This is a genomic window from Kribbella sp. NPDC055110 (assembly GCF_053607525.1).
Genome location: NZ_JBSGTS010000022.1, coordinates 117087 through 133930, shown reverse-complemented (window position 1 = coordinate 133930; position 16844 = coordinate 117087). Strand labels below are relative to the sequence as shown.

19 protein-coding genes are annotated in these 16844 nt (G+C 69.4%); 18 read left to right on the top strand and 1 reads right to left on the bottom strand.

Going from position 1 to position 16844, the window contains the following annotated elements; all coding sequences use genetic code 11:
• From ACWF0M_RS28790 to ACWF0M_RS28735, 12 genes are all read left to right on the top strand, one after another.
• Positions 1–898, top strand: an 898-nt coding sequence (locus ACWF0M_RS28790) for an AAA family ATPase (RefSeq protein ID WP_452238845.1), incomplete at its 5' end; no start/stop codon positions are given.
• Positions 899–1048: 150 nt separating this feature from the next.
• Entirely contained in the window at positions 1049–1720 is a 672-nt protein-coding gene (locus ACWF0M_RS28785; protein WP_452238844.1) for an excalibur calcium-binding domain-containing protein, read from the top strand.
• 152 nt (positions 1721–1872) lie between these two features.
• Positions 1873–2283, top strand: a complete 411-nt coding sequence (locus tag ACWF0M_RS28780; protein WP_130388436.1) for a DUF948 domain-containing protein — start codon at positions 1873–1875, stop codon at positions 2281–2283.
• Positions 2280–2516 (top strand): DUF6167 family protein, encoded by a 237-nt coding sequence (locus tag ACWF0M_RS28775; RefSeq protein WP_452238843.1) that lies wholly within the window; start codon positions 2280–2282, stop codon positions 2514–2516. Before ACWF0M_RS28780 ends, ACWF0M_RS28775 begins: the two co-directional genes overlap by 4 nt.
• A 5-nt stretch (positions 2517–2521) precedes the next feature.
• Positions 2522–5191, top strand: a complete 2670-nt coding sequence (alaS, locus tag ACWF0M_RS28770) for an alanine--tRNA ligase (RefSeq protein ID WP_452238842.1) — start codon at positions 2522–2524, stop codon at positions 5189–5191.
• 11 nt (positions 5192–5202) lie between these two features.
• Entirely contained in the window at positions 5203–5661 is a 459-nt protein-coding gene (ruvX, locus tag ACWF0M_RS28765) for a Holliday junction resolvase RuvX (RefSeq protein ID WP_452238841.1), read from the top strand.
• On the top strand, positions 5658–6857 hold the full coding sequence (gene mltG, locus ACWF0M_RS28760) for an endolytic transglycosylase MltG (protein ID WP_452238840.1): 1200 nt from the start codon (positions 5658–5660) through the stop codon (positions 6855–6857). The genes ruvX and mltG overlap by 4 nt, the downstream gene beginning before the upstream one ends.
• A 1-nt stretch (position 6858) precedes the next feature.
• The gene (locus tag ACWF0M_RS28755; protein WP_452238839.1) at positions 6859–7683 is read left to right on the top strand and encodes a shikimate dehydrogenase; all 825 of its coding nucleotides are present in this window, start codon (positions 6859–6861) and stop codon (positions 7681–7683) included.
• A complete protein-coding gene (locus tag ACWF0M_RS28750) occupies positions 7670–9118 on the top strand; it encodes an FAD-binding oxidoreductase (RefSeq protein ID WP_452238838.1) in 1449 nt (482 codons plus the stop codon). Before ACWF0M_RS28755 ends, ACWF0M_RS28750 begins: the two co-directional genes overlap by 14 nt.
• A 14-nt stretch (positions 9119–9132) precedes the next feature.
• The gene (locus tag ACWF0M_RS28745; protein WP_452238837.1) at positions 9133–10182 is read left to right on the top strand and encodes a DUF2330 domain-containing protein; all 1050 of its coding nucleotides are present in this window, start codon (positions 9133–9135) and stop codon (positions 10180–10182) included.
• Between the two features lie 19 nt (positions 10183–10201).
• Positions 10202–10909, top strand: coding sequence for a prepilin peptidase (locus ACWF0M_RS28740; RefSeq protein ID WP_452238836.1), 708 nt, complete (start codon positions 10202–10204; stop codon positions 10907–10909).
• A 21-nt stretch (positions 10910–10930) separates the two neighbouring features.
• A complete protein-coding gene (locus ACWF0M_RS28735; protein WP_452238835.1) occupies positions 10931–11539 on the top strand; it encodes a BBE domain-containing protein in 609 nt (202 codons plus the stop codon).
• Position 11540: 1 nt separating this feature from the next.
• Here the strand turns inward: ACWF0M_RS28735 and ACWF0M_RS28730 are convergent, their stop codons facing one another.
• Positions 11541–12650, bottom strand: a complete 1110-nt coding sequence (locus ACWF0M_RS28730) for an ADP-ribosylglycohydrolase family protein (protein WP_452238834.1) — start codon at positions 12648–12650, stop codon at positions 11541–11543.
• 124 nt (positions 12651–12774) lie between these two features.
• On the opposite strand from ACWF0M_RS28730, the gene ACWF0M_RS28725 reads away from it, so the two are divergent.
• Genes ACWF0M_RS28725 through aroB form a run of 6 tightly spaced genes read left to right on the top strand, consistent with a single transcriptional unit; the run spans position 12775 to position 16577 of the window.
• Positions 12775–12975, top strand: coding sequence for a hypothetical protein (locus ACWF0M_RS28725; RefSeq protein WP_452238833.1), 201 nt, complete (start codon positions 12775–12777; stop codon positions 12973–12975).
• 49 nt (positions 12976–13024) lie between these two features.
• Complete coding sequence (locus ACWF0M_RS28720; RefSeq protein ID WP_452238832.1) at positions 13025–13291, top strand: type II toxin-antitoxin system Phd/YefM family antitoxin; 267 nt, start codon at positions 13025–13027, stop codon at positions 13289–13291.
• The gene (locus ACWF0M_RS28715; protein ID WP_452238831.1) at positions 13288–13698 is read left to right on the top strand and encodes a PIN domain-containing protein; all 411 of its coding nucleotides are present in this window, start codon (positions 13288–13290) and stop codon (positions 13696–13698) included. The genes ACWF0M_RS28720 and ACWF0M_RS28715 overlap by 4 nt, the downstream gene beginning before the upstream one ends.
• A gap of 43 nt (positions 13699–13741) precedes the next feature.
• Positions 13742–14941, top strand: coding sequence for a chorismate synthase (aroC, locus tag ACWF0M_RS28710; protein ID WP_452238830.1), 1200 nt, complete (start codon positions 13742–13744; stop codon positions 14939–14941).
• On the top strand, positions 14938–15438 hold the full coding sequence (locus ACWF0M_RS28705) for a shikimate kinase (RefSeq protein WP_452238829.1): 501 nt from the start codon (positions 14938–14940) through the stop codon (positions 15436–15438). Before aroC ends, ACWF0M_RS28705 begins: the two co-directional genes overlap by 4 nt.
• The gene (gene aroB, locus ACWF0M_RS28700) at positions 15435–16577 is read left to right on the top strand and encodes a 3-dehydroquinate synthase (RefSeq protein WP_452238828.1); all 1143 of its coding nucleotides are present in this window, start codon (positions 15435–15437) and stop codon (positions 16575–16577) included. Before ACWF0M_RS28705 ends, aroB begins: the two co-directional genes overlap by 4 nt.
• Positions 16578–16844 lie beyond the last annotated feature (267 nt).

Sequence of the window (16844 nt, the reverse complement as noted above, 5' to 3'; positions counted from 1 at the left end):
GGCGACCACCGAGAACCCGTTCTTCAGCGTTATCTCACCGCTGTTGTCGCGCAGTCTGCTGCTCACGCTCGAGTCCCTGACCGACGACGACATCGCCGTACTGCTCGATCGTGCACTGGCCGACGAGCGGGGTCTGAACGGCGAGTTCGAGCTGGCGGAGGACTCCCGGGACCATCTGCTGCGGATGGCTGGGGGCGACGCTCGCCGCGCGCTCACGTACCTGGAAGCGGCCGCGGGTGGAGCGCGCGCGAAGGACGCGAAGGTCATCGACCTGAAGACGTTGGAGACGGCGGTTGATCGGGCCGCGGTGCGGTATGACCGGGCCGGGGATCAGCACTACGACGTCACCTCCGCGATGATCAAGTCGATCCGTGGGTCGGATGTGGATGCGGCGATGCATTACCTGGCGCGGATGATCGTGGCGGGGGAGGATCCGCGGTTCATCGCGCGCCGGCTGGTGATCTCGGCCAGTGAGGACATCGGTATGGGGGACCCGACCGCGCTCGGCGTCGCGATCGCAGCGGCCGAGGCGGTGCAGCTGATCGGGATGCCGGAGGCGCGGATCAACCTCGCGCAGGCGGTCGTCGCGCTCGCGCTGGCGCCGAAGTCCAACGCGGTGATCATGGCCGTCGACGCGGCGATCGCGGACGTGAAGGCGGGCAAGGTCGGCCCGGTCCCGCCGCATCTGCGCGACGCGCACTACGCCGGCGCGAAGAAGCTCGGCCACGGCTCGTCGTACCAGTATTCGCACGACGATCCGCGCGGCGTCCTCCCGCAGCAGTACGCCCCCGACGTGATCGACGGCACCGACTACTACAAGCCCACCCGCCGCGGCGGCGAAGCGGCGTACGCCGACCGCGTCGCAGCCATCCGCAAGATCCTCCGGGACCGCAAGTGATCCCGATGGCACCGTGCAGGCACTCAGCGTGAGCTTCGATTGAAGCGTTCGAGTCGGTAAACTGCCAGACGGCCTGGGGGCGGAAGGTATTTGGTTTTGAGGCAGCCCCATCCCCAGAACGGTCCACGGCATCTTCGTAAGCGTCCGCCGGTGCTCAAACTCGGCGCAGGCGCGGCAGTAGTCGCAGTACTGGCAGGCGCGGTGTTCCTGTTCCCGTCCGGGTCCCAGCACGCGGAGACCGGCCAAGCGCCGCAGGCGAGCAGCTCGCTCAGCCCGTCGGTCGATCGGTCGGCCGGTACGTCGCGGTCGAGCGCGCGACCGTCGCTCCCGGTCGGAAAGCCGCTGAGCCCCCTCGCACCGCAGAGCACCGCCGGCTCCACCTCCAACGTCCCGCTCAACGCCCCGAGCGCGAACGATCCGGACCCCACCACGGGAACCCCACCCGGAAGCACCCCGGCACCCACCACATCCCCCTCAGGCACCCCGTCTACAACCACCCCGACAACCACCACCCCGACCGCACCGGCCCCGACCACCCCTTCGACCAGTACGCCGACACCGCCCGCGAGCACCGCCGTACCCTCAGCCACCCCCAGCACGACGCCCAGCACGACGCCCAGCACGACGCCCACCACGACGCCCACCACGACGCCCACCACGACGCCCACCACGACGCCCAGCAGCACGCCCGCCGTCGTCTACCGGGACTGTGCCGAGGTCCGCGCGGCCGGGAAAGCTCCGCTGTACCGCGGCGACCCCGGCTACACCCCGGCGCTCGACAGCAACGGGGACGGAATCGCCTGCGAGCGCGGCAACTCCTGACCTCGTGCCGCGGTTTGGTGAGGGACTGTGATGTGAGGGATGGTGTCCTGGAGCGGAGTGCGATAAGGGCGCGCGATAAGGTCGGGCGGTCCAAAGTTGCGCAGAGTTCGCGGCAGGTCGCATGAGGTCGCTACGGAAGGTGGATCGTTTCCATGAGCGTCGGTGAAGTCGCGGGGCTGATAGCCGCCTGCGCGCTGCTCATCCTGGTGGGCCTGCTGGCCTATCCGATCCTGAAGCTCGGCAAGGTGTTCGACGAGACCCGGATCATGGTGAAGGGCGTCTCCGACTCCAGTGTCCCGCTGCTCGGCGAGGTGACCACCACGGTGGCGACCACGAACGCGCAGCTGGCGAAGGTGGACACGATCACCGACAACGCGACCACCGTGACCACGAACGCGGCCGCGCTGATGTCGCTGTTCTCGGCCACCGCCGGCGGTCCGCTGGTGAAGGCGGCCGCGTTCACGTACGGCGTTCGCCGGGCGCTCGGTGAGCAGCAGCGCAAGGACGTGTCGCGGCGCGTCAAGGAAGAGATGAAGGCCGAGCGGAAGGCACGGAAGCGGTGAAGCGGATCTTCTGGCTGATCATCGGGATCGCCGTCGGCGTGTACGCCGTGACCCGGCTGAAGAAGCGGGCCCGGCTGCTGGCTCCGGAGGGTGTCCAGGAGTCCGCGGCCAAGCTGGCCGCCGCGGTCCGGCACTTCGGCGACCAGGTCCGTGAGGGCATGGCCGAGCGGGAGACCGAGCTCCGCGACGCGCTCGGCATCGAGAACACCAACGATCATGAGGACTACCGGTAACACCCATGGAAACCAGTGAGATCAGGCGGCGGTTCCTGCAGTACTTCGAGGACCGGGGCCACACCGTGGTGCCGAGCGCGCCGCTGCCGTCGCCGGACCCGAACCTGCTGTTCAACGTCGCCGGCATGGCCCAGTTCGTGCCGTACTTCGTCGGCCAGCAGACCCCGCCGTACGCGCGGGCGACCAGCGTGCAGAAGTGTGTGCGGACGCTCGACATCGAAGAGGTCGGGAAGACCACCCGGCACGGCACCTTCTTCCAGATGAACGGCAACTTCTCGTTCGGCGACTACTTCAAGGAAGAAGCCGTCCAGTTCGCCTGGGAGCTGGTCACCAAGCCGCAGAACGAGGGCGGCTACGGCTTCGACGAGTCCGTTCTCTACGCCTCGGTGTACTACGAGGACGACGAGGCGATCGACATCTGGAAGCGGGTCGCCGGGCTGCCCGACGACCGGATCGTCCGGCTCGGCATGAAGGACAACTTCTGGTCGATGGGTATCCCGGGTCCGTGCGGCCCGTGCTCGGAGATCCTGATCGACCGCGGCCCGGAGTTCGGCGCGGACCGGGACTGGGAGGCGGGCGACCGCTACCTGGAGTTCTGGAACCTGGTCTTCATGCAGAACATCCGCGGCGAGGGCGGCGGCAAGGACGGCTACCCGATCCTCGGCGAGCTGCCGAAGAAGAACATCGACACGGGTCTCGGCCTGGAGCGGGTCGCGTACCTGCTGCAGGGCGTCGACAACATGTACGAGATCGACGAGATCTACCCGGTGATCGAGAAGGCGACCGAGCTGACCGGCCGCAAGTACGGCGCGGAGCACGAGGACGACGTCCGGTTCCGGGTCGTCGCCGACCACGTGCGCAGCGCGCTGATGCTGATCGGTGACGGCGTCACGCCGGGCAACGAGCAGGGCGGGTACGTGCTGCGTCGCCTGCTGCGCCGGGCGATCCGCTCGATGCGCCTGCTCGGCTACGAGGACCCGAGCCTGGTCGAGCTGCTCCCGGTGAGCCTGGAGCAGATGAAGAAGTCCTACCCGGAGCTGGTCCCCGACTTCGGCCGGATCAGCCAGGTCGCGTACGCCGAGGAGGAGGCGTTCCGCCGTACTCTCACGGCCGGCACGACGATCTTCGACGTGGCGGTGCGCGACACCAAGGCCGGCGGTGCGCACCAGCTCGAGGGCGCGAAGGCGTTCCAGCTGCACGACACGTACGGCTTCCCGATCGACCTGACCGTCGAGATGGCGGCCGAGCAGGGCCTGAACGTCGACACCGAGGGCTTCCGCGCGCTGATGAAGGAGCAGCGCGAGCGGGCCAAGGCCGACGCGCGCGCCAAGAAGGCCGGTCACGCGGACACCTCGGGGTACCGGGAGCTGCGCGAGAAGGGCGTCACGGAGTTCACCGGGTACCAGGAGCTCTCCAGCGACTCCCAGGTCCGTGGCTTGCTGCGGGAGGGCGCGGTCGCGCCGTTCGCTGAGCAGGGCGAGACCGTCGAGGTCGTGCTCGAGAAGACCCCGTTCTACGCCGAGTCCGGCGGCCAGATCGCGGACGAGGGCCTGATCGTCGGCGACGGCCTGAAGCTGAAGGTGCTCGACGTACAGCGCCCGGTCAAGGGCCTGATCGTGCACAAGGTCGAGGTTCTCGAGGGCGTACTGCGTCCCGGCGAGGACGTGCACGCCGCGGTCGACCACGAGTGGCGGGTCTCGGCCTGCCAGGCGCACTCCGGTACGCACGTCGTGCACGCCGCGCTGCGCCAGGTGCTCGGCCCGAACGCGTTGCAGAGCGGTTCGTACAACAAGCCCGGGTACCTGCGGCTCGACTTCGCGTGGTCGTCGGCGCTGGACCCGGCGACCCGGTCGGAGATCGAGGAGGTCGCGAACCTCGCCGTACGGCAGGACCTTCCGGTGTCGGCGCAGTACATGACACTGCCGGAGGCGCGGGAGTGGGGCGCGCTGGCACTGTTCGGTGAGACGTACGACGAGCAGGTCCGCGTGGTCGAGATCGGCGGGCCGTGGTCGCGTGAGCTCTGCGGTGGCACGCACGTGAAGCACTCGTCGCAGGTCGGTGCGCTGACCGTCACCGGCGAGTCCTCGGTCGGCGCCGGCGTACGGCGGATCGAGGCGTTCGTCGGCATGGAGGCGTTGCACTACCTCGGCCGCGAGCGGGCGCTGGTCCGGCTGCTCAGCGAGAACCTGAAGGCCCGTCCGGAGGAACTGCCCGCCAAGGTCGCCGACCTGGCCGAGCGGCTGCGGGTGGCCGAGAAGGAGCTCGAACGGATGCGCGCCGCGCAGGTGCTGGAAGCGGCTGCCGAGCTGGCGAAGGACCCGAAGGACGTCTTCGGCGTCCAGTACGTCGGCCATCGCGCACCCGACGGCGTGAACGGCGGCGACCTGCGCAAGCTGGCGCTCGACGTCCGCGGCCGGATGCCGAACGACAAGCCGGCCGTGGTCGCCGTACTGAGCGTCAACGACGGCAAGCCCGGCGTCGTGATCGCGCTGAACGACATGGCTCGTGAGTGGCGGCTGAAGGCCGGCGACCTGGTCCGGATCGCGGCCGAGAAGCTCGGCGGCCGTGGTGGCGGCAAGGACGATGTCGCGCAGGGTGGCGGCACGGACGCGGCCGGTGCCGACGACGCGCTGAGCGCCGTCGAGCACGCGATCGGCCACCAGGTGACCGGCTAAGTGAGTCTGAAATGAGGACGGGCGTGCGGATCGCGCTCGATATCGGTGACGCCCGGATCGGCGTCGCGAGCAGCGATCCGCACGGGATCCTGGCCACGCCTGTGGAAACCGTCCGCCGTGGGCCGGGTGATCTGGGTAGGATCGCCGCACTCGCCGCCGAACTGGAGGCGTTCGAGATCGTGATCGGTCTGCCGCGTTCCCTGTCCGGGGGCGAGGGACCGGCCGCGGTGAAGATCCGGGAGACGGCGGAGCAGGTGCGGGCCAAGGTGCACGAGACGAACTCGGGGACGACGGTGCGGCTGGTGGACGAGCGGTTCACCACGGTCACCGCCGAACGGATGCTGCGGGAACGGGGAAAGAAAGGCTCCAAACGGCGGGCAGTGGTCGATCAGGCCGCGGCGGTCGTGATTCTGCAACATGCGCTCGACCTCGAGCGCGAGACCGGCAACCCACCCGGGAGGCCCCTGTGAACGGACCATCGGTGGAAGAAGAAGTCAGCGAGGGCGAGCGTGATGATCTGGGCAGCGGCCTGGGGCTGCGCCCGGAGACCCGGGTCGAGCGGCGCGCCAACCGGCGCCGCGCTCGCGGCCGGCGCGCCTTCGGCTGCTTCGCCGGCCTGATCTCGCTGCTCGTCGTCGGTGCCCTGGTGGCCGGTGCGGTGGTCGGCTTCGGTAAGGGCAAGGACGCGCTCGAGGGACTCTTCTCCGCCCCTGACTACCAGGGCGCGGGCACCGGCACGGTGGTCGTCGAGATCACCAAGGGCCAGGCGACCGCCTCGATCGCGGACACCCTGGAGAAGAAGGAAGTCGTGAAGAGCGCCCGCGCCTTCGAGCGGGTGGCCCGCGACGATCCGCGCTCACTGCAGATCCAGGCGGCCACCTACACGCTGCGCAAGCACATGTCCGCCAAGGCCGCTCTCGACCTGATGCTGAACACCGCCGAGTCGGTCCGGGTGGCCCGGATCAGCGTCCCGGCCGGCAAGACCAAGGCCGAGGTCGCGCTGATCCTGCAGGGCTCGAAGATGAAGCTGCCGGCCGGCGCCGCCGCCACGGCACTCGGCAAGCCGGCTTCGCTCGGGCTCCCGCCGTACGCGCACAACAACGCCGAGGGCTTCCTGTTCCCGGGGACGTACGACGTGCCGAAGAACGCGACGGCGTACACGATGCTCAAGCTGATGACCACCCAGTACGCGAAGACCGCGGCGTCGCTGGATCTGACGAACACCGCGGCCCGGAAGAAGCTCGACCCGTACCAGGCGGTCATCGTGGCCAGCATCATCGGCGCGGAGACGAACCGGTCGGAGGACTACGCCAAGGTCGCGCGGGTGATCTACAACCGGCTCGCGGCCGGGATGCGGCTGCAGATGGACTCGACGATCCACTACGTGGTCGGCAAGGACGGCGGCGTCTTCACCACGCCCGAGCAGCGCGAGAACCCGTCGCCGTACAACACCTACAAGTACAAGGGCCTGCCGCCGACGCCGATCAACTCACCGACGCGCGACGAGCTGCGGGCGGCGATCAACCCGGCGCAGGGTTCCTGGCTGTACTTCACGCTGGTCAACCTCGACACCGGCGAGACCGCGTTCGCGAGCTCGGCCGAGGAGCACCAGGCGAACGTGCAGAAACTGCAGGCCTGGTGCCAGGCCCACAAGGGGCGGTGCTGACTTGACCCGTTGTGCCGTGCTCGGTTCGCCGATTGCGCACTCGTTGTCGCCGGCCATGCATCGGGCCGCGTACGCCGCGCTCGGGCTGGACTGGCGGTACGACGCTTTCGAGGTCGAGGAGAACGAGTTCCGTGGATTCGTCGCGTCGCTCGGTGACGATGTCCGCGGCCTGTCGCTGACGATGCCGCTGAAGCGGGTCGCGCTCGACCTGGTCGACACAGTCGATCCGGTCGCGGAGCTGATCGGCGCGGCGAACACGATGTTGTTCGAGCCGGACGGATCCCGGTCGGCGCACAACACCGACGTACCCGGGCTGGTGAACGCGTTCGCCGAGGCCGGTATCACGGCCGCTGAGACGGCTGTGGTTATCGGTGGAGGCGCCACGGCCGCGTCCACCCTGGCTGCGTTGCGGGGCATGAAGGTCACCGAGGTGACGGTCGTGGTCCGGGAGGTCGCGAAGGCCGAGCGGTTGCTCGATCTGGCCGCGGAGCTGGGACTCCGGACGTCGGTTGCGGACTTCTCGCAGGTCGAGCAGATCGGCGGCTTCGACCTGTGCGTGTCGACGCTGCCCGGTGGCGCGGTCGACCCGTGGGCCGAGCACTTCGCGGCCGTTGCGCCGGTGGTGTTCGACGTGGCGTACCACCCGTGGCCGACCCGGCTCGCGATAGCGGCGCACCGGATCGGTACAGAGCTGTTGAACGGACTTGACCTGCTCGTGCATCAGGCGACCCTCCAGGTGGAGATGATGACGGGTAGGTCGCCGGCTCCTCTGGCGGCCATGAGGGCTGCTGCGCGTGAGGAGCTGGGGGATCGTGAGCCTGCTTGACCGTCGTACCGTCCTGATCGCCGGTGTCGCCGTCACCTTGGCCGGCTGCGATGACTCGAAGAACTCCGACAGCACGCCGGATATGTCGGCTCCCGCTCTGACGTCGACCGCGCCGAACTGGAACGCCTTCGCGAGGTCCCTGAAGGGCCGCCTCTACCTACCCTCGACCTCCGGGTACGCCGCCGCGCACCAGCTCTTCAACCCGCGCTGGGACAGTGTCCGCCCGACGGCCGTGGTGAAGGCCGCCAACGCCGCCGACGTGCAGAAGGCGATCAACTTCGCCCGTACCAACAGACTCGTCCTCGTCCCGAAGAGCGGCGGCCACTCGTACGTCGGTGCGTCGACGATCGCCAACGGTGTGCAGCTCGACGTCGGCGCGCTCAAGGGCATGAGCTACGCGAACGGCGTACTCACCGTCGGTGCCGGGGCGCGCCTGTACGACGTACACGCGTTCCTCGACCGCTACGGCCGCTCGTTGCCGACCGGCACCTGCCCGACCGTCGGCGTCGCAGGCCTCACACTCGGCGGCGGGATGGGGATCCACACCAGGACGTACGGCCTCACCTGCGACCGGGTCGTGTCGATGGGCGTGATCACCGCCGACGGCAAGGCCCACAACGTCAGCGCGACCTCCGAGCCCGATCTTTTCGCAGCGCTGCGGGGGAGTGGTGGCGGCAACCTCGGTGTGGTCACGTCGTTCCGGTTCGCGACGATCACGGCGACCAAGCTCGGCTTCTTCCGGCTGACCTGGCCGGAGTCGCAGGCGGCGGCCGTCGTCCGCGGCTGGCAGAAGTTCGCGCAGAGCGCGCCGACCACGGCCTGGGGCAACCTGCACATCGATGCCAAGAGCAACGGAACGCTGTCGATCCGGGTGCTCGGCGTCTCCACCACCGGCAACGCGACCGCGGCGGCCGCGCAGCTGGAGTCGTTCGTCGGCGCGAAGGCTTCGGTACGGACGCTCTCGGTGAAGTCGCACCTGGAGGCGGTCAAGTATCTCGGTGGCGGTACGACGAGCCCGCGCCAGGGGTTCCTCGCCGGTTCCGACGTACTCAAAGGGCCGATGGATGCGGCGACGATCACCGGCCTGCTCGGTGCGGTGAAGGCGGCCGCGCGAGCCGCGACACCGGCGTCGGCGATCCTCGACCCGCTCGGCGGACAGGCCGCGAAGGTGCCGGCCGGCGGTTCGTCGTGGCCGTGGCGTGGCGCGTTGGGCGTGATTCAGTGGTACTCGTCGGCGCAGGGGAAGAGCGCGCAGACGTTCATCTCGAACGGTCACCGCGCGGTTCGGTCGGCCTCGACCGGCGGCTACGTGAACTACGTCGAGGCCGGACGGGCGGTCAGCTCGTACTACGGCGCAAGCGCGGCCAAGCTCCAGGCCGCGAAGAAGAAGTACGATCCCGCGGACTTCTTCCACACGCCGTACACCCTTACCTAGCTAGTGTTCGGCCCGTGAAGCCTTGGCGTGTGATCGCGGGTGTGCTGGCTGCCGGTTTCGTCGTGGCCGGAGTGACCCCCGCGTGGGCGTGTGCCTGCGGCGGCTACCTGCCGGACGCGCAGTCGCAGGCCCGGGCGTACGGCGAGAACGCGCTCGTCCAGTACGCCGGGGGCAGCGAGCAGATCACGCTCTCGATGTCGGTCCACGGCGTGTCGAAGAAGGCGGCCTGGATCATGCCGGTCCCGGCGGCGGCGAAGGTCGATCTCGGTGACGAGGACCTGTTCTACCGGCTCGACCAGCTGACGCGACCGAAGCGCGTGGTGAAGAAGACGTACTGGCCGTTCCGCGATCTGGGGATCATGGGCAGCGGGCGGGGTGACTCGGCCGGCGCGCCCGCTCCGGGAGCCGGGGTGAACGTCAAGCAGCAGATGGTGCTCGGCCCGTTCGCGGTCACCCGTCTCGGCGGTTCCAGCGGTACGGCGGTCACGGACTGGCTGCGCACGAACGGGTACGTCGTACCGTCGACGCTGGCCGCGAACCTCACGCCGTACCTGACCGAGAAGTGGGAGATCGTCGCGGTGAAGCTCGCGCCGAAGCAGGACGGCGAGAGCCTGTCCGGCGCGACACCGCCGCTGCGGCTGACGTTCGCGTCGGACCGGATCGTGTACCCGATGCGGCTCAGCAAGGGCGCGAGTACTACCCAGACGGTCACGGTGTACGTCGCGACGGAGCACCGGGTCGATGCGACGAAGGTGCCGGACGCCGATGTGACGCCTGAGTTGCTGTTCGCGGGCCGTGTCGATACGGACGCATTGCCCAAGCCGACCGATTTCCTGACCGCGTACACGGCGACGTACCACGAGCCGGGGAAGATCACCGACGACTTCACGTTCGCGCAGGCGGCGAACGACGACGAGTACCAGCGGATCACCTACGTCACCAAGAACGAAGGTTTCTGGAGTACGGTCGCGGTGCTCGTCGGTCTCGTGCTGCTGCTGGGAGGCGGGGCGATCGTGCTCGCGCGGGTGCTGCCCCGGCGGGCGGCCGCGGGCGTCCGCAAGTAGTCGTCTAGGGTCGTGGATCGTGCCGGCTGACAACGCGTTGCTCGCTGCGGGGATCGGCGTGGTCGTCTGCGGCGCGGCCGCGTCCACGCTCGGTCCCTGGCTGATGCGCCATATTCCTGAGCCGGAGATCGAAGAAGGCGAGACCAAGGTCCCGTACGCGTCGCTGGCCGGTCGGCGAGCGGCGTACTGGTGTGGCGGGCTCGCTGCGCTGGCCGGCGGCTTCCTCGGCTGGATGCTCGGCCTGGACGCAGTGCTGCCCGCCTTGCTGGTGCTGGCGGTGGCCGGCTCGGTGCTCGGGTACATCGACGCGCGCACGCGGTTCCTGCCGTCGGTGATCATCTGGCCGACGTACTTCCTGGTCGCGGTCGGCCTGGTCGCCGCGGCGCTGGCGACGGGGGAGTGGGGCTCGTTGCGCCGGGCAGCGATCGCCGGGGCGATCGGGTTCGCGGTGTTCTACGTGCTGTGGTTCGCGTTCCCGCGCGGGGTCGGGTTCGGTGACGTGCGGTTGTCGGGGCTGCTCGGGATCGCGCTCGGCTGGCTCGGCTGGGGCGAATTCGTGTCCGGGCTGTACGGCGGGTTCTTCCTCGGCGCGGTCGTCGGCATCGTACTGATCGCGGCCCGGATCATGACCCGCAAACAGATGGTTCCGTTCGGGCCGTTCATGCTCGTCGGCGCGCTCGCCGGCGTACTCCTCGGCACCCCGTTGGAGAGGCTGTACGCCGGATAGGGGAGCCCCGCACTCCACCAAATGGACGCGGCGATGGTCGCGGGCGTGGATCCGAAACCGCAGGTGATCGACGTCGGCGAGGGGCCGTTCCTGCACACCACGATGGAGCGGTCGATCGGCGAGACGGCGTCGCCGGGACGTGGGAAGTACAAGGCCGGGTACCTGAAGAAGGGGTACACCGACGAGCAGATTCTGGCGATGTACCGCGGGCTGACGGACACGACGTACAGCGGCCCGTCGTCCGCGGTCCTGCTGATCCCGTACGGCGGCAAGGTGAACACCGTGCCGTCCGACGCGACCGCCGCCGCGCAGCGGGACGTGGTCGCCAAGATGGTGCTCAGTGCGTCGTGGGACACCGCCGGCGACGACGGCAAGAACCTCGAGTGGGTGCGGAAGGTGTACGCCGACATCTACCGCGACACGGGCGGTGTCCCGGTGCCGAACGCGATCAACGCCGGGTCGTACATCAACTACCCGGACGTGGATCTGGCTGATCCGGCGTACAACAAGTCGGGCGTGCCGTGGCACGACCTGTACTACCTCGGCAACTACCCGCGGCTGCAGCAGATCAAGGCGAAGTGGGACCCGCACAACGTGTTCCACCACAAGCTCGCGATCGGGCCGCGCTGATTCACGAGCCGGGGTAGCGGGTGGTCCAGGCGGTGTGCGGCCCGTAGTCGCCATGCAGCCGCTTGCCCTGGCTGAACTCCAGCGCGAAGTCGTCGGCGAGCTGGAGGATGACCGGACGTCCCTCGACGGTGAAGACGAGCTCTGCGGGCAGAGCCGTCTCACCGTGGAGGGCGCCGAGAATGTTCCCGCAGATCGCGCCGGTGGAATCGCTGTCTCCGGAGTGGGTGACCGCCAGCGCGAGCGCGTCGAGGAACTGCTCCGGCTCGGGGTAGACGAGGGCTGCGTAGACGGCGATCGCGAGCGCTTCCTCCGCGACCCATCCGCCACCGAGGCGCCCCACCGTGACCGGTCCGGGCGGTGCTGTCGCGGCCAGGTGCCTGGCGAACGCAAGCGCAGTACTGGTCTCCTCGTGGCCGTCGTGCTTGGTCAGAAGGTTTGTCGCGTTGGTGATCGCGTCGTCGAGGGTCGCGCCGCCGCACAGTTCGCGAACGATCGCGGCCAAGGCGCCGGACGCGAGCTTGCCGGTCGGGTGCCCGTGCGTGTACCCGGCGGCGGTCGCAGCCGAGTCGAAGATCCACTCGGCCGGGAAGTACTCCGGCAGCAGCCCGAACGGCGCGACCCGCATCACGCCGCCGCACCCCTTCGAGTCGTTGACCGCCTGGTCGCCGTACTGCGCGATCCGGGCCTCACCCTTGCGGGCCTGGGTCAACGCAGTCAGACAGGTGTTGCCCGGCGCGCGGCGCGCGTACAGCCACTGCTCGCCCAGCAACCAACCGTCCTGCTCGCCGCTCGGTCCCGGCAGGTTCTGCGTGTCGAGCCACCGGTCGTACGCATGCTGTACGACGGCCACGGTGAAGCCGAGCCCGCGATCGGTCCGGACACTCGCCCGGATCAAGCCCTCGACCGTGAACAGGGTCATCTGCGTGTCATCGGTGATCGTCCCCGCAGGCCACCCGCCGGCGACGAACGTCCGCACACCGTCCGGGTGCTTCGCGAGGATCGAGCGCGCGTCCTCGAACTCCACCGGCCCACCCAGCGCGTCCCCGATCGCCCCGCCCAGCAGGCACCCACGCACCCGCGCCCGCCACGTCTCCTCAACCACCCGAGTCATGCCAGGACCCTATCCGGGGTGGTGTCAGCGCTACCGCGAAGACGGGTTCTGGAGCCAGTTCGCGCGGCGCTCGTTGCTTCTACGGTCGTTGGTATAGAGAACAGATCGTCGAAGGAGCGAAACGATGACCACCGCATTCCGCCGTACCGCCGGGCGCCTGGCCGTGGCCGCCCTCGCCACGACTGCCCTTACGGGCGCTGCGATCGCCGGCGGTCAGGCAGCCACCGCCAGCACCAGCTGCAAGGACTCCCCGATCGCCAAGACCTTCAACGCGGTCCTCGCCGTCCGCACCGGACCCACCCAGGACGACCCGGCCTGCGGCTGAATTTGCTGATTCTGTCCAGTCTGTCTAGACTGTTCCCGAGGTGATGGTCATGACAGTGACAGCCGGGCAATGGCAGTTGCAAGAGGCGAAACAGCATTTCAGCGAGCTGATCCGGGCAGTCCTGACCGACGGTCCGCAGATCGTGACGAAGCACGGGCAGCAGGTCGCCGTCGTGCTGGACATCGTGGACTACCGGCGGATGATCGGGGTGGAACTGGTGGACGACTTCAAGAGTTTCCTGGCCTCGGCGCCGGACCTGAGTGATCTGGAGATCGAGCGGTCGACCGAGCCGGCGCGGCAGGTCGACTTCGAATGAGCTTTCTGCTCGACACGAATGTCGTGTCGGAGTTGCGCAAGAAGTCTCCGGACTCGGGCGTGGTCGACTGGCTCAAGTCGGTGAAGTCGGCCCAGTTGTACCTGAGTGTGCTGGTCGTCGGAGAGATCAAGCAGGGGGTCGAGCGGCTCGCGACCCGGGATCCCGAGCGAGCGGCTGCGATCGACGACTGGCTACAGCGACTCGTCCGCGGCTACTCGGACCGGATCGTCCCCGTGTCGCTGGAGGTCGCCGAGGCTTGGGGCCGGCTGAACGCGACCGGCCCGCTCCCGCTGGCCGACGGGCTGATGGCTGCAACAGCCCTTGTCCACGACTGGACGTTTGTCACCCGCAACACCGCCGATGTCGAGCGCACCGGCGTTCGTCTGCTCAACCCCTTCGGCAACTGAGACCGCTGTCCGGGGTGTGAGCGTGCCGTGAAAGAATCGGGGCATGCTGCGCTGGCTCACCGCCGGCGAGTCGCACGGACAAGCGCTCGTCGCCGTACTCGAAGGTCTTCCCGCAGGCGTTGAGGTCACCACAGATGATGTGGCCGACGCCCTGGCTCGTCGTCGGCTGGGGTACGGCCGCGGCGCCCGGATGAAGTTCGAGCGGGACGAGGTGACGTTCGTCGGCGGCTTCCGGCACGGGTTGACGCTCGGTAGCCCGGTCGCGATCGAGGTCGGGAACACCGAGTGGCCCAAGTGGGAGCAGGTGATGAGCGCCGACCCGGTCGACGCGGAGACCCTGGCCGGCCTGGCGCGCAACGCGCCGCTGACCCGCCCGCGGCCCGGCCACGCCGACCTGGCCGGTATGCAGAAGTACGGGTTCGACGAGGCTCGCCCGGTGCTCGAGCGTGCCAGTGCCCGCGAGACCGCGGCTCGCGTCGCGCTCGGTGAGGTCGCGGCGCGGTTCCTCCGGCAGGCGTACGGCGTGACGATCGTCAGCCACGTCGTCGAGCTCGGCACCGTCAAGGCGCCGTACGGCGTGATCCCGGCGTACTCGGATGTCGCAGCGCTGGACGCCGACCCGGTCCGCTGCCTCGACCAGGACGCGAGCAAGCAGATGGTCGCCGAGATCGACGCCGCGCAGAAGGCCGGCGACACGCTCGGCGGCGTGGTCGAGGTCGTCGTCGACGGGCTCCCGCCGGGGCTCGGCAGCTACGTGCACTGGGATCGCCGCCTCGACTCCAAGCTGGCCGGCGCGTTGATGGGCATTCAGGCGATCAAGGGCGTCGAGCTCGGTGACGGGTTCGAGCTGGCCCGGACGCCGGGATCCAAGGCGCACGACGAGATCGTCGCCGAGGGCGGTGAGGTCCGCCGTACCAGTGGCCGTTCGGGTGGGACCGAGGGCGGGATGAGTACGGGCGAGACGCTCCGGGTCCGGGCCGCGATGAAGCCGATCGCGACCGTTCCGCGGGCGCTCCGCACGATCGACACAGCCACCGGCGAGGCCGTTGCCGCGCACCATCAGCGCTCGGATGTCTGCGCCGTACCGGCAGCCGGCATCGTCGCCGAAGCGATGGTCGCGCTGGTGCTGGCCGAGGTCTCGCTGGAGAAGTTCGGTGGCGACTCGGTCGCGGAGACCGCGCGCAATCACCAGTCGTACCTGGCGAACCTGCCGAAGACGATCACCCCGCGGGAGTGGGAGTGAGCCCGGTCGTCGTCCTGGTCGGCCCGCCCGGATCGGGCAAGTCCACGATCGCGGCGCTGCTCGCGAAGCGGCTCGGCGTACCGCACCGCGACACCGACACCGACATCGAAGCCGGCGCGGGCAAGCCCATCTCGGACATCTTCGTCGACGAGGGCGAGCCGCACTTCCGCAAGCTCGAGCGGTCGGCGATCGCGGCCGCGCTGCAGAGCGACGGCGAGGTGCTGTCGCTCGGCGGCGGCGCGATCCTGGATCCTGCAACTCGCGCGGACCTGGCCGGCCACACCGTGGTCTTCCTCGACGTCAGCCTGGGGGAGGCGGCCAAGCGCGTCGGCCTCAGCGTCGCGCGCCCGCTGCTGCTCGGCAACGTCCGCACCCAGCTCCGCAACCTGATGGAGGCCCGCCGCCCGCTGTACGGCGAAGTCGCCAAGCAGACCGTGCTGACCGACGGCAAGACCCCCGACCAGATCGCCGACGAGATCCTGGAGCACCTCGGATGACCGGCGACGCGACCGGATCGCTAGGGGCAGGTGCAGGTGCGGGTGCCGGGCCGACTCGGATCCGGGTCGCCGCCGCAGCGCCGTACGACGTTGTCATCGGCAACAATCTGCTCGGTGAGTTGCCGGTGCTGCTCGGTGAAGGAGTGCAGCGGGTCGCGGTGATTCACCCGCGGGCGCTGCGCTCGACCGGTGACGCGATCCGCGACGACCTGACCGGCTCCGGGTTCACCGCGCACGCGATCGAGATCCCGGACGCCGAGGAAGCCAAGACCGCCGAGGTGCTGGCGTACTGCTGGTCGGTCCTCGGGCAGGCCGGCTTCACCCGCTCGGATGCGATCGTCAGCGTCGGCGGCGGTACGACGACCGATCTCGCCGGCTTCGTCGCGGCGACCTGGCTGCGCGGCGTGAAGGTCGTCCACATCCCGACAACGCTGCTCGGCATGGTCGACGCGGCCGTCGGCGGCAAGACCGGGATCAACACGGCCGAAGGCAAGAACCTGGTCGGGGCGTTCTGGGAGCCGGCCGGGGTGCTGTGCGACCTCGCCTCGCTCGAAACGCTGCCGGTCAACGACTACATCAGCGGCCTCGCCGAGGTCGTGAAGTGCGGTTTCATCGCCGACCCGGTGATCCTCGACCTCGTCGAGAAAGACCCGGCCGGCGCCACGAGCCCGTCGTACGCCGCGACCGAGGAGCTGATCGCCCGCTCCATCCAGGTCAAGGCGGACACGGTCGGCGCAGACCTCCGCGAGCGGACCACCGCCGTGGGCGGGCCGATCGGGCGCGAGGCACTGAACTACGGGCACACGCTCGGCCACGCCATCGAACGCGTCGAACGGTACAAGTGGCGCCACGGCGCCGCGATCAGCATCGGCATGGTCTTCGTAGCCGAACTCGCCCGCGCCGCCGGCCGCCTGGACGACCCCACCGCCGATCGCCACCGCACCGTCCTGGAGTCCCTGGGCCTCCCCGTCACCTACCGCCCCGACGCCTGGCCCCACCTCCAAGACGCCATGAAACTCGACAAGAAAACCCGCGCCGACCGCCTCCGCTTCGTAATCCTCGACGCCCTCGCCACCCCCACCATCCTCGAAGCCCCCGACCCAAGCCTCCTCATCGCGGCCTACAACGAGCTCACCTAACCCCCGACCCCCACCCCGCCGCCCCCAGCCGGGCCACCTCCCGTGCCAGTGCACACCATCCAGTGCCAAGGCACCTGCAATTCCCTGTCCCACGCCCCCGCACCGGGTCCCACACCCCCACGCCCGTCCCATGCCCCCCGCGGCGGGTGCCACCCCCAGCGCCCGTCCCGCCCACCGGTGCCCGCGTCCGCGCCCTGCGTCAGTGGCCCCGCGCCTTGTCCTGTGCCCCCGCCTGGTGTGCCGTGCCCCCGCGTCCTGTTCCGCGAC